This is a genomic window from Marinobacter sp. B-21 (assembly GCF_056857895.1).
Window position 1 is genome coordinate 1 of sequence record NZ_JBSXNZ010000057.1, and the last position, 12,879, is coordinate 12,879.

The window sequence follows — 12,879 nt, forward strand, 5'->3', positions numbered from 1 at the left end:
CGGTGACGACCTGTTTTTCGAAAGGCGTGTTGTTGAGCACACGGAAAAATTGATCCAGCTCGGTCTGAAGCGCACTGCCAGGCTGGTTAAGCAGAAAAAGGATCAGATTACGGAAGGTGAGATAGCGTTTTCGGGTGAAATTGCACGCATTTTGGCGATGAGTAGCAATGAATTCCGGGCTATCCAGCAAACTGGTTAATTTATGTACAATTTTTAAGCAGGATCTCGCTGGTGGGGTCAACCGTTGGGTTGGATTTATGGCTCAATTCAGTGACTCCTGAGTTGGTTTGTGGACCCTAATTATATGATATTTTTAGTGAAATGTCTTAAGTTGATGGCATTGGGAAAGGGGGAGGTGTGCCTGAATGCCAGAGACTGATTAAATATCCACCAATCTAAGTGGCAATAGCAGGGTCTTGTCGTTACGGATGACCATTTACGACGCTCGCCGAGGTACTATGAGAAATCCGGGCTTGTTTTGGCTTGATTTTGGCCGTCTCAGATATCCAGTCTCTTAAAAATGGCATTTGGTAAGTTACGGATTATAAACATGATAATTTGCCACTTTTTCGGCACATAAACTGTTTGATGTTGAGCGTCGATGGCTTTTACGATTTGCTTTGCAACGTCCTCAACTTCGGCAAAAGACCCGGAGTTTTGCATTGCGTTGGTCATAGGCGTTTTCGTTGGGCCTGGCTTCACCAGTGTCACTGTCACACCAGTTCCGGCAAAGCGATGTTGAAGCCCCTGGGCGTACCGCGCAACAAGACCTTTAGCAGCACCGTATACGTAGTTGGACTTTCTGCCTCTGTCTCCAGCGACCGAGCCAATCAGAACAATATGGCCGTGATCCAGTGGTTCCATATTCATAGAGAACGCTTCCGCGAAAAGTGCGGGTGATGTGCCGTTCATGGTCAGGGTTTGTTCGCACAAATCTATATCTTTCTCGCAGTCGGCCTGCTCCGGCAGGGTTCCATGTGCAATCAGTGCGATATCGACCGGAACGTCTGAGATGGTTGCAATGGTGTTACGTATTGCTTCTGGATTGGCAAAATCTGTCTGGTGGACGGTGCAATCTGTGTTTGGGTTCCTTGATTCGAGATCATCTTTGACACGAATGCATTTATCCCTATTGCGGGCGATCAGGGTGAATTTCACATTTTCCCGCTCCGCCCATAGTCGTGCGCAATGTTCCGCCATGGCTGAGGTAGCACCTACTATCACTACATGTTTCATTGCTTTGTTCAACTCCCTGTTAGGCGGCGAGACAGGGAAGAGCTTATCCCCGGGTCCCTGTATTTGATGAATTCCTGAAGATTGGGGAAGCCTTGTTCGAAAAGGTCTCTCGGCATGCGTGCATCTTTGGCGGGATAAAGGCGGCCACCTGCGTCTCTTACGACCGCGTCCAATCGGGAAAAGAGTTTAAGCGTTTCCTGAGCTCTGTTTGGGAAGTCCAGTGCCAGCGTTACGCCTTCCATTGGAAAGCTCATCAGGCCGGGGGATTGCCTGGCTCCGAACGTTTTGAGTACTGCAAGCATGGAGCCTTGGCCAGACTGTTTGATTTCGCGGAGCATTTGTTCGGTGGCTTCTTTGCGGTGCTCATTGGGAATAACGCTTTGGTACTGGTAAAAGCCTCGGCGACCATACGCTCTGTTCCAGTGCTTGATTCGGTCAAGCGGATAGAAGAACGGTTGGTAGTGTTCAACACGTTTGCCGGCGTTGCTGGCTTGCCTGTGAAAATAAAGGCTATTGAACAGCGGAAGGGAAATTCGGTTCACCAAAGACACTGGAGGGGTGATTGGAAACGATACTTGCTCTGTATTGCCTGGAGGGCAGTCTCGCCTCGGGGATGCGTTCCCGCGCATAAATATACCCCTGATGCTGTCGCGGGAAGAGCAGTCGATCCAGGAGACAGTATGCTCCCAATCGTCTTCCGACTCATCTGCCAGCGAAAAGAAATCATTCAGGCTGTAGTATGGAATGCTTTCCGTCGTCAGCCATGGACCATGAGTGCGCTTTAATTGCAGGGTTGCAGTAAGGATCACTCCCGTCAGGCCCATCCCGCCCGAGGTGGCGGCGAACCAGTCTGTGTTTTGGGTCTGACTGCAGTGGAGTACGTCATCTGTGGTACGGGCAAGATCTATTTGCTTGACATGGTCACAGAATGAGCCAGAGCGGTGATGATTTTTACCATGTACGTCGTTGGCAATGGCACCGCCCACGGTGATTAGTTGCGTGCCCGGGGTTACAGGTAGCATCCAGCCCCTGGGGATAAATAGTCGCTGGATGTCTGCCAGCAGCACCCCAGCTTCGCAGGTGAGCTGCCCGAACTCTTCATTGAACGAAATCAGGCGATCCAACGCGCGAGTTTGCCATAGCGTTCCGTCTGCGTTCAGGCAGGAATCGCCGTAACTACGCCCGTTTCCATAGGGCAGGGCCGGGCCTGTGGTGCTTTGGATTCTTCTGTGAGCATCCTCCAGGTCGGGGAGAGGTACCAGAAGGTGGGGCGGGGCATATAGCCGCCCCCAGGATTCCACTCTGTTCACGTGGCCTCCGGGCGGAACACATAACGTTTATCGAGATGGTATTTCGTGACATACCCTATCGCAAGGCCAAGCACGCCGCCGAGGTAGCGCATTTCCTTCGTCTCGAATATCAGGTGAAAACTGAACTCAGAACCCCAGAATATGAGAGTGGTAACAATGCCCGTAATTGAGTAAAGAAAGAAGACCTGGCTATCGTGGGATAGGTTTTTGCTTTGGAACGCAAAAATGTAACGTTTGTCCAGTATGAATTTGACGACAAGGCCCACACCCGTGCCAATGATAACTGATAGAATAAGATTCATGGGGCCGTTGTAAATTCTGATTACCAGATCCTGGGCGCCAATATTGGCTGCAGTGGCGATCATGGCAAGAATTGTATAGATTGTTGCGATTCTCATGTTTCTGCTGTGCCTGCACCAGGGAAGTGAGTAAGGTGATGTTTTATGGATGATACAGCAGTAACACCGACCCCACTACGGCAAGCTCGAGGGCTAGTTAAGCTGATACGGCCAAAGCATTGGGTAAAAAATGGCTTTGTGCTCGCTCCTCTCGTTTTCGCCGGTGAATTTCTCAACCCGGATTCCCTATTCCGCGCGGTTTTTGCTTTTGCTTTGTTCTGCATTGGCTCCTCAGCCACATATATTTTAAATGACTTAAGTGATATTGACGGCGATAGGCGCCATCCCAGGAAGCGTAAAGAGCGTCCTTTGGCTTCGGGCCAGATTACCCCTCGTGCGGCCCTGACCTTAATGATTGGGCTTTATCTGGTGCTGGCGGCCAGTTGGTTTGTTGCTCCTGCGGTGGTCGCGGTGATCGTAGTGTATCTTGCATTGAATATTGCCTACACCCTTGTACTCAAGCATCAGCCAGTATTAGACATTTTTACCATTGCCATTGGTTTCGTGCTGCGGGTTTACGCTGGAGCCATGGCGCTGGCGGTTCCGGTTTCCGGGTGGATGTTTGTTACTACACTTTGTCTGGCACTCTATCTGGCGGCGGTGAAGCGAAGGCAGGAACTCAGCCAAAGCGGTGCCGAGGCCCGCAAGGTTTTAGACGCTTACAGCGTGGCTCTGGTAGATCGATATGCCGAGATGTCGGCGACGGGCGCATTGGTTTTCTATAGCATGTTTGTCATGTCGGCCCGGCCTGAGCTGGTCGTAACGGTGCCACTGGTTCTTTTCGGGCTGTTTCGTTACTGGTACGTGGTGGAATCGATGGGCGGGGGCGAGTCGCCAACGGATGCGTTGTTTTCCGATTGGCAGTTGCTGGTTACCGTTGTTCTCTGGGTGGGTGCCTCTGGCTGGGCTCTCTGGCCTGAGGCTGCCGCTTGATGAGTTTGTCCTACGCAATAACACCCTTCCTGGCCTGGTTGGTAGCCGGCTGTCTGAAGTTCGTGGTAAATACGGTGCGCGCGCGGAAGCTGGCTTTCGGCCTGGTCGGGTACGGAGGCTTTCCAAGCAATCACAGTTCGATTGTCAGCAGTATGTGTGCATTGATTGGCTTTCAGGAAGGACTGGATCACCCGGCCTTCGGCGTCGCCCTGACCCTCGCGTTTATTGTGATACTCGACGCTTCCAGTCTCAGAAGGCAGGTCGGAAAACACGCCAGTTCCATCAATCGCTTGACCGGGGGGTTGGAAGCGCGTGATGTGCATCGTGAACGTATGGGGCATACGCCAGTTGAGATCGCGGGTGGTATACTGTTGGGCATGGCAGTGGCTGCGGCCGTGGTGTCCTGGCCGGTCTGACGTCTGCTTGAAAAGTCTTTGAGGGATTTAAATTCATGGAACAGGTTATGGATGATGTCGACGCCAGGAAGGGAATAAAGTTACTCCTGCTGGTCGTTCTTTCCGCATTGATGGCGGTTGCGCTATTGCCCTACGCGACTGCTTTCCCATCGCTGATTGTTGAGGATGATGGTTTTTTCTATGCCGAGATTGCAAAAAATCTCGCGGCCCTGGGCGCGTCTACTTTCGATGGCCTGCATGAGACATCCGGCTATCATCTTCTCTGGATGGGAGTCATGGCCGCTGCATCCTGGGTACTGCAATGGATAAGTGTGCAGCCGGAGTTCCTGTTGTGGGGGTACCTCACGCTGTCTTTATTTGTTATCTCCGCTTATTCGTTCCTTTTTTTTAAAACTATTGAGGCAAGGCTGCTTGTTTGGGTTTTGTCCCTGATGTGTTCATTGCTGATGGAAGTGAACCTGCTCGTCCTTTTGCTCCTGCCGGTCTATCACACTTTGCTGCAGCGCGACGCTGGCAAGGAAGGCGTGCCGTTCTGGCTCTATCTGGCAATTGCCATGGTGCCGCTTGTCAGGATTGATGCCACGGTTATGCTCGTTGTGCCGATCGCATACCTTTCCCTGACCGAACGGTCATTAGCCCTTCGTTCTGCGTTGGCTCTGGTGGTGGGTGTCGCTATTCAGTTGCTGGCTATGAAGCTGATTTTTGGCGATGTGTTCTCAGTATCATCAACCCTCAAGGCCGCCGATATGGAAGGTTCGAGGGTGCTTACCAATCTGTTGTATCGGGGGCCAGATTATACGCTCAGGAATCTTTTGGCTATTGGATTGTTGGTTTTGGCGTTTGGTCTCGCTCTGCTTCGCAGGAACTGGCTGGGTATTGCCATTGTCATGTCAGTTGCCGGTTTTTACGCAGCGCATTTTATTTTCAACCACCAAAGACATTGGTACTTCTTGCCAGTGTACCTGCCCGCGTTTTACCTGGTGTCGAGGTTCTGGCCGGATAAAGGTTGGTGGATGGGTACCTATAGGTATGGAGTGCTGGTCTCTGCGTTGATTCTTGGGATGGGCTTCGGGCTTGGATATCAGCTAAGCCATATACCTGCACGAATTAATTCACTTGCGTTCATAAAACAGGCGAATGCAATCCTGAACGACTCCGATGTTGTCTTTCAGGTTGATGGGTCGGGTTGGACAGGCTTCTTTTTGGATGCACACCTGGTGAATGGCGATGGGCTTGTAAACTCCTATGAGTATGCCAACCGGTTGGTCAACGGTAATCTGGACGGATATCTGGAGGAGATTGGTGCCGGTTATGTTCTGGTCAATAAACCCTATGCGGACAATCTTGTTGTGAATATTGGCGGTTTGAAGGTTACCGAATCTGACCTTGATCCAGTGCTGGACACAATTCTTCATTCCGATTATCGGTTTACCCAGTTTATGCTTTTCCGAATTAAATAGGTGGTGGTTTGCAACCCTTAGTGACAGTTCTCACTCCGGCCTATAACCGGGCCGGGTTTATTGGCGAAGCCGTCGAATCAGTGCTCAACCAGTCCTACGGGAATATTGAGTACATCGTTGTGGATGATGGCTCCTCCGATGGCACTTTCGAGATCCTGCAGGAATATGAAGCTGCCGGTAAACTGACGTTGTTAACCCATGAAAATCACAGTAACCGTGGGCAGTCCGCTGCACTGAATGTTGGTTTGCGGGCGGCTAAGGGCACTTATGTAACTATTCTGGATAGCGATGACATGCTTCATCCAGAAAAGTTGAGTAAGCAGGTTGATTTCCTGGAAAAGCACCCTGAATTTGCAATGGTTTATGGTCAGGCCATGGCAATTTCCGGTGACGGAAGGGAGTTGTTCCCGATCCCGGACGATTCTCATTCAGAGCCCGGGGACCCGAACCGGTTGCTTTTGAACTTTTATATGCCTTCGCCGGGCGTCGCAATGGTGCGGAAATCTATTTTTGATCGTGTTGGTTTTTTTGACGAAGCTTTTCGAGCTGCCCAGGACCATGACATGGCGCTTAGAATTGCAGAAGTAGGGCCATTCGCCTTTTTGAAAGGGACGGTTTTCTTCTACCGAAAGCACGGTGATTCGATCAGCAGCCATGGGTTGGAAAGGCGCTGGCTTACTGGTTTTGAAATTCTCCGCCGGGCGGCAGCGCGATATCCATATCGCCGTGCCACTATACGTAAGAGGCGTGCGCTGATTCATTTCAGGATTGGGCAGGTCTACTGGCGACAAAAGCGCTATTCGACCGCGATAGTCCATCTGCTGCAAGCCGGGCTTGGTGACCCCATACGCTCCATGCGCGTTGTATTTGGTTTAGAGAAAACACATTAAGTCGTTGGGGCCATGTTGTATGGAAAAGGAAAGTCCAGTTCGTATTCTGTTCGTGATTGACAATTTCACCAGCCCCCATGCCGGGACAGAGGGGCAGTTACTGCAGCTTATCGCAAATCTCCCTGTGGATCGGTTCCAGCCTGAACTATTGCTACTTCGGTCATCCGACTATGTTGAGGCAGGCAATATGCCCTGCAAGACAGAGGTGTTGGGGGGCTCCAAATTGTTCAGTATAACAACGTGGCTGGCCATGTTTCGGTTTGCGCGGCGGAAAAAGAAAGACGGCATCGCCTTGTGTCACGTGTTTTTTAACGATTCGTCGGTTATCTGCCCGCCGGTTTTTTCTCTTGTGGGTATTCCCACTGTAATTTCACGCAGGGATATGGGCTATTGGTACACTGGAAAGTATCTGCGGGCACTAAGGTTGACAGCGCGCTTCGTTCGCGGCGTTGTTGCCAATAGTGAGGCGGTTAAACGGGTGACTGCTTTGAAAGAAGGGTATTCGTCCTCCAGGATTTCAGTGATTTACAACGGTTATCCCGTGCCAGATAGTGATCCATCGCCTTTGCCGCCCGAAGAACGACCGGCGGTGCTGAGCGCTCTTGGTTTGCCGACAAGCGGTCAGTTTGTCGCTCTGGTGGCGAATTTGCGCGAGATAAAGCGCATAGGCGATGCCATTAAAGCGATTGCCAAGGTTAGCGAGCCGGTACCGGATAGCCACCTGGTCCTGATTGGCGCGGGTGACCAGGAACCTTACCGGGTACTGGCGGAGTCTCTGGGCGTCGCGGACCATGTGCATTTTCTGGGAGTGCGCTCCGATGTCCGGGATATCCTCCGTGCAATGGATGCCGGTTTGCTTTGTTCTGAATCAGAGGGTTACTCCAATGCGATTGTAGAATACATGCAGGCTCGCCTTCCTGTGATTGCCTCGGATGTGGGAGGTAATAACGAGGCCGTGGAGCACGGTGTGACCGGATACCTGTTTCCCCGTGGGGATATCACCCAGTTGGCTGCTTGTTTGGAGGGCTTACTGAAAGATCAGGACGGCCTGGCCAAATCGATGGGGGAGGCCGGTTATCAGAAAGCCTATCGCAGGCATGGCTTGCAAACGATGATCGAGTCCCACGCAGCCCTGTATGCCAGGGTAGTGTCGAACCGGGTGGGCCTGCCTGATGTGGAGGTTCGGTGAATGCTTCGAGATTGATAAAACTGGCCGGTAAGTTCGGTGGTTATTCCGTAGCACGAGCGATTACTGCGGGTCGCCCCCGCATTCTGATGTATCATCGTTTTTCAGAGGCATCGGCGGCCGGCCATGTGAGTGCCGATGAGTTTGAACGGCAGGTGCGTTACATCTCGAAGTATTTCAATCCCGTAACGGTATCGCGCATTGCGATGGCGCTTTACGAGGGCGAGGTGCTCCCCAAAAACAGCGTTGCGATAACTGTTGATGACGGCTACGAGGATTTCTATTCCATTGCGTGGCCTATACTGAAAAAGTACAAAGTGCCGGCTACTTTTTATGTAACCACAGGTTTCGTGAGCGGCGATTTGTGGCTGTGGCCTGATCAATTGCGTTACTTGCTGGAGCGGTCGCCGGAATCCGGGAACAGATTCGATTTCGGTTTGTTTAAGGTTCAGACTCCGGTAAAAGCAGGCGAGTTTGAACGGATGTTCTGGCGTATTAATCAGGCCCTGCTGAAGGCTGGTAACGCGGAAAAATTGCGGTGCCTTGCCGCAATGGCCAAAGCCTGGCAGGTAGAGCTGCCGAAAGACCCTCCGGAAGCCTACCGGGCGGTTACCTGGCAGCAGCTGGAAGAAATGCAGGCCGAAGGGCTCGAAGTAGGAGGGCATACGGTAACCCATCCATCGCTCGCCAGGGTTAGCATGGCGGAGGCTCGTAACGAGATTCTTGGATGCTGCGAGGCGTTGGATCAGAACCTTGGGAAGTCATTGCGCTCTTTTTGCTACCCCAATGGCACTCCGGATGATTTTGTTGGTGGGCAAGTTGAATTGATTCGTGAAGCTGGGTTTTCATGCGCTGCCGTGGCCTTTGCCGATAGCCGGGAACACCGTCAGAGATACGCCATGCGCCGCCACGCCAGTTCTTCAGATCAGTTTCAGTTTTTGAAAGCGGTGTCGGGTATCGAATTGTTGGGGATGAAGTGGCGAAAGGCCCAGAGAGAAACGCCTTATGAGTAACGCGGCCTTAAAGTTGTCGTCAGCAGATTACTTTGATGAGCAGGGAGCTTCGGCAAGGTTTCAGGCCAGTTCGTTTACCTTCGGCCTGTTCATTTTTTACCTGATTGATTTCTTTCTGCACCTCTCACAGCGCATTCCCGGTTACGGGTTGCTGAGGCCAACGCTGTTATTGGCCCTGATAATTGCCATCAGCCTTTTTATACAGCGGGAAAAATTCAGGGGTTGGTCAAAAGATCCTATCGTAGCTTCGTTGTTCGTGTTGCTGATCTATCTTGCCGTTTCATTACCTCTGGTAGAGTGGCCAGGTAGCGTGGTTAAGAATAATCTGAGTGATTTTATTAAGGCTATCACTTTCTTTTTCTTTACAGTCTTGCTGGTAGATTCAAATCGTCGACTGAAGATTTTCTTGCTGGTTTTTATAGGTTGCCAGTTAATCCGGGTATTTGAACCGTTATTTCTGAATCTGACCGAAGGATACTGGGGCAGTAGTACCTACCTGGGTGGTGGTGAATTCTCCCAGAGATTGTCAGGTGCACCATCGGATGTGATTAATCCAAATGAGCTGGGTTTTGTAATTGTAACCGCAATACCCTTTCTTCATTATCTTCTATGGTCATCCGGACCTAAGGCCAAGTTCCTTTATTTGCTGCTGATGCCGCCACTTCTTTATGCCTTGATTCTCACTCAATCTCGGGGGGCGTTACTCGCGCTGTTGGTAATCGCTTTTTTTGTGTTTAAGGAGTCGAGCCACAAGTTCAGCCTGATCGTTGTGGCAATTTTGGTGGGCATGGCGGGATGGCAGGTGATGACGGATGAGCAGAAAGATCGTTACCTGTCACTGGTTGGCCAATCCGAAACATCCAACGCAGCAACTGCGGAAGGTCGCATCGAGGGATTAATGAAAGAATTCTCCCTGGGGTTGGAGCGACCTGCTGTAGGGCATGGGTTGGGCACTACACCCGAGGCAAAAACACATATACTGGGCAGGCGCCAGGCATCACACAATCTCTATGCGGAACTGCTGGTAGAGTTGGGCCTCATCGGCATGTTCATTTTTCTCAGGTTTTTGTTCAAGGTCTATAAAGGGCTAGCCGAAAATAATAAACGCATCGCGGAGCATGGATCTAATACTTTCTATGTGAATCTGAACAAAGCGATGACTGCTGTGTTCTGGATGTACGCGGTATACAGCCTGAATTACTGGGGGCTTTCCCAGTACTATTGGTATCTGTTTGCTGGCGCTGTTGTTGTCTTTCACCGGTTAATGCAGTTGAACCTTGTTGTCCCGGAAACTTCGGAGGCCACGCAAGCACAAACACTGCGTAAAAACCGTTTCAGTAATCTGGTCGATCTATCCGGCAGGCGCTGATTGTGCCTCCAGAAAAGGAATTTTGATGCAAGTTGTTGTGTTTGCGAGGCATCCTGGTGGGGGAATCAGAACCTACTTCTATTATGTCTATGGTGATGAAGCGTTAAAGAGCCATGCTTTCAGGCTGGTGTCGCCCCGGTCTGACGCGTTGCAGTCTCTGGTAGGACCCTTGGCAAATGTCAGTTGTAGTGCTCAGACTTCCGAGGGTTTGATTCCTTTGTTGCTGGCTCTTGTTCGAGAGGTTGTAACGAACCGGCCGGACCTGGTTCACTCCCACGGATTCACCGCCGGGTTGATCGCAGCATTGCCCCTGTGGCTTTTGCGTATTCCTCACGTGATTACCACTCACGATGTCTTTATGCCGGGCCAGTTCAAGGGCCGACTGGGCCAGGTAAAGAAATTTGTTATGGCCCGGTTGTTTGCCATGGCAAATCTGGTGAACCCGGTTGGTGAGGACGCGGCGGAAAATTTCCGTGCGACTTTTCCTGCTCTTTCTGCAAAGGGGAAGGTTGTCGCAGTTATGAATGGTATAAGAACGCTTGCATTCCTAGGGGGTGACTCGAGGGATCTGCGAGCCGAGGCTTCGATCCCCCGAAATGCTCTGGTTGTAGGATTCTTTGGCCGTTTCATGGCCCAGAAAGGGTTCGGTCTTTTGGTCAATGCGCTTGAGCGCTGGAATGATTCTCGTCCCCACCGGCCTTTACACGTTTGTTGTTTTGGTTGGGGCGGGTTCATCCGGGAAGAACAGGCCGATATTGAACGTCGGGGCCTGGCCGACTTTTTCCATTTCTTCCCGGCAACCGATTTCATGGCTTCCGCAATTCGTGGTGTGGACGCTGTCGTAATGCCCTCCAAATGGGAAGCGTGCCCGCTTTTGCCCATGGAAGTCATGGTATCCGGGCGCCCGTTGATTGCCACCAACTGTATCGGCATGAATGAGGTTGTGGCTGATTCCCCTACGCTGGTTTTCGGTGTTGGTTCCGTAGATGGTTTACTGGAGCAGTTGGAAACATTTGAATCCGCGCAGCCGAAGGTTAAGGCGGAATTCGAAAAATATCGAAAAACGGCGGCTGAGCGTTTTGATGTCAGCATTACCGCTTCGAAGTTGAAGCAAGTTTTTGAGCGTGTGCTTGAGAGGCGGGGAGCGGTGGGGTGATACGTACCCTTTTAGTCAACACAGGGTCTAACGTTCTCGTCATGTTCGTCAAACTGGCGATCACTTTCGTGATGACCCCGATCTTTGTATATAACCTTGGCAAATACGATTACGGGCTCTGGGAAATGGTCGGGGCCGTTATCGGGTATATGGGGATTCTGGACCTTGGACTGCGCCCGGCAATAAGCCGTTTTGCTTCCCGGCATCTGGCCGAGAAGGATGAAACTGCTTTGCAGTCGGTTTACATGTCTGCCTTAGCATTCATGGCAGTGGTCGGGGTGCTGTTATTTCTATTCTTCTTTTTTTGGGGATTCTGGTTTTCGGGTTCGGTAGCTCCGCAGGGTGAACCTCATCAGAAGTACACCCTGTTTCTGATTCTAATCGGTGCATACTTGCTGATTTCGTTTCCGGGATATGTGGCAGAGAGCTATCTGGAAGGGTTTCAGAAGTACTATTTAAAAAATAACATCACGATTTTCAATTCAATTGTCGGGTCATCACTCTTATATCTCTATATTTCGCCGGAAAACGGGCTTGTATTACTGGCAGGAATTAATGCTATTGGTTTGTCTGTTAAATATCTCTTGTTTATGTGGATTCTTTCCCGGCCTGCGCATGGCGCGATTCGGGCCCGGCCTGTCAATTTCTCTTGGGTCAGGCTTCGGGAGTTGATTGTTTTTGGCTTCAAGTCGTTCATTCAGGGTATTTCGACACGCGTAGAAAACGCAACAGATGTGCTTGTGATTGGTGTGATCATGGGGCCTGCAATGGTGCCCTTTTATAGCATTCCCGCGAATCTGACCCAGCACATACGTGGTCTTGGTTGGACGCTCACGCATGCTTTTATGCCCCTGTTCAGTGGATTGAGCGCCAAGGAGGAGAACGAAACCATCCGCCAGGTGTTTCTGGTGTCGTCTCGGTATGTAGTGAGCATCCTTTTGGCCATGGGCACGGGCGTGCTTATTCTGGGGGTGCCATTCATTTCCATCTGGCTTGATCCGGAGTTTGGTGAAAAAGCGGAACTGATTATTGTCTTCCTGGTGTTCTTTACCATCTTCCCGTTCATCAATCCGTTTGCCAGCCGTTATCTCACCGCAATTGACCGGCACGGTATATTCGCGAAGCTTACGCCCATGGCTGCGCTGTTGAATATCACCCTTAGCTTGATTTTGGTGCATCCTTTTGGCCTTGAGGGGGTCGCCTTTGCGTCGGTGGTGCCAGGGCTTATTTTTGTGCCGGTGTACCTGCGGTATACCTGTAAGCATCTCGATCTGCCAGTACGGCAGTATTTGCTATCGGCTGTTCTGCCCGGGGCGGCTCCCGCCGTAATCATGGCGGCGATCCTGCTCGGCATTGGTGAGGTGTGGGTATACGATTCCTATTTTGATATTTTGACGGGTGTGGTGTTCGGCAGTTTTGGCTGGCTCGCTGGTTTCTGGTTTCTGGTGTTGAACAGGGAAGAGCGGGAGTACATTGGTGAGTATCTGTCTCGCAGACTGGGAAGGAATTGAA

General features: G+C 51.2%; 12 protein-coding genes and 2 pseudogenes. 10 read left to right on the forward strand and 4 right to left on the reverse strand.

Features of this window, described 5'->3' with window-relative positions; genetic code table 11:
- From AC13C0_RS05400 to AC13C0_RS05415, 4 genes and pseudogenes are all read right to left on the reverse strand, one after another.
- A pseudogene (locus tag AC13C0_RS05400) lies at positions 1-241 on the reverse strand (IS4-like element ISHch2 family transposase); the annotation flags it as partial.
- A gap of 257 nt (positions 242-498) precedes the next feature.
- On the reverse strand, positions 499-1,236 hold the full coding sequence (locus tag AC13C0_RS05405) for an SDR family NAD(P)-dependent oxidoreductase (protein ID WP_482954058.1): 738 nt from the start codon (positions 1,234-1,236) through the stop codon (positions 499-501).
- Positions 1,237-1,244: 8 nt separating this feature from the next.
- Positions 1,245-2,546: an FAD-binding oxidoreductase gene (locus AC13C0_RS05410; protein ID WP_482954059.1), complete on the reverse strand. Its 1,302-nt coding sequence runs from the start codon at positions 2,544-2,546 to the stop codon at positions 1,245-1,247.
- Positions 2,543-2,944, reverse strand: coding sequence for a GtrA family protein (locus AC13C0_RS05415; protein ID WP_482954060.1), 402 nt, complete (start codon positions 2,942-2,944; stop codon positions 2,543-2,545). Before AC13C0_RS05415 ends, AC13C0_RS05410 begins: the two co-directional genes overlap by 4 nt.
- A 45-nt stretch (positions 2,945-2,989) precedes the next feature.
- Here AC13C0_RS05415 and AC13C0_RS05420 point away from each other — a divergent pair, with 45 nt between their 5' ends.
- The 10 genes and pseudogenes from AC13C0_RS05420 to AC13C0_RS05465 all read left to right on the forward strand — a co-directional run bounded on the left by AC13C0_RS05420 (position 2,990) and on the right by AC13C0_RS05465 (position 12,878).
- Positions 2,990-3,877: a decaprenyl-phosphate phosphoribosyltransferase gene (locus AC13C0_RS05420; RefSeq protein ID WP_482954061.1), complete on the forward strand. Its 888-nt coding sequence runs from the start codon at positions 2,990-2,992 to the stop codon at positions 3,875-3,877.
- Positions 3,877-4,293 (forward strand): divergent PAP2 family protein, encoded by a 417-nt coding sequence (locus AC13C0_RS05425; RefSeq protein WP_482954062.1) that lies wholly within the window; start codon positions 3,877-3,879, stop codon positions 4,291-4,293. Before AC13C0_RS05420 ends, AC13C0_RS05425 begins: the two co-directional genes overlap by 1 nt.
- A 35-nt stretch (positions 4,294-4,328) precedes the next feature.
- A complete protein-coding gene (locus tag AC13C0_RS05430) occupies positions 4,329-5,753 on the forward strand; it encodes a hypothetical protein (protein ID WP_482954063.1) in 1,425 nt (474 codons plus the stop codon).
- A gap of 8 nt (positions 5,754-5,761) precedes the next feature.
- Complete coding sequence (locus AC13C0_RS05435) at positions 5,762-6,643, forward strand: glycosyltransferase (RefSeq protein WP_482954064.1); 882 nt, start codon at positions 5,762-5,764, stop codon at positions 6,641-6,643.
- Positions 6,644-6,830: 187 nt separating this feature from the next.
- A pseudogene (locus tag AC13C0_RS05440) lies at positions 6,831-7,169 on the forward strand (glycosyltransferase); the annotation flags it as partial.
- A gap of 15 nt (positions 7,170-7,184) precedes the next feature.
- Positions 7,185-7,832: a glycosyltransferase gene (locus AC13C0_RS05445; RefSeq protein ID WP_482954119.1), complete on the forward strand. Its 648-nt coding sequence runs from the start codon at positions 7,185-7,187 to the stop codon at positions 7,830-7,832.
- Between the two features lie 11 nt (positions 7,833-7,843).
- Complete coding sequence (locus AC13C0_RS05450) at positions 7,844-8,842, forward strand: polysaccharide deacetylase family protein (RefSeq protein ID WP_482954065.1); 999 nt, start codon at positions 7,844-7,846, stop codon at positions 8,840-8,842.
- Positions 8,835-10,211 carry an O-antigen ligase family protein gene (locus AC13C0_RS05455; protein WP_482954066.1) on the forward strand — a complete coding sequence of 459 codons (1,377 nt, stop codon included), beginning with the start codon at positions 8,835-8,837 and terminating at the stop codon, positions 10,209-10,211. The genes AC13C0_RS05450 and AC13C0_RS05455 overlap by 8 nt, the downstream gene beginning before the upstream one ends.
- A 25-nt stretch (positions 10,212-10,236) precedes the next feature.
- Entirely contained in the window at positions 10,237-11,367 is a 1,131-nt protein-coding gene (locus AC13C0_RS05460) for a glycosyltransferase family 4 protein (RefSeq protein WP_482954067.1), read from the forward strand.
- Positions 11,364-12,878, forward strand: coding sequence for an oligosaccharide flippase family protein (locus tag AC13C0_RS05465; protein ID WP_482954068.1), 1,515 nt, complete (start codon positions 11,364-11,366; stop codon positions 12,876-12,878). Before AC13C0_RS05460 ends, AC13C0_RS05465 begins: the two co-directional genes overlap by 4 nt.
- Position 12,879 lies beyond the last annotated feature (1 nt).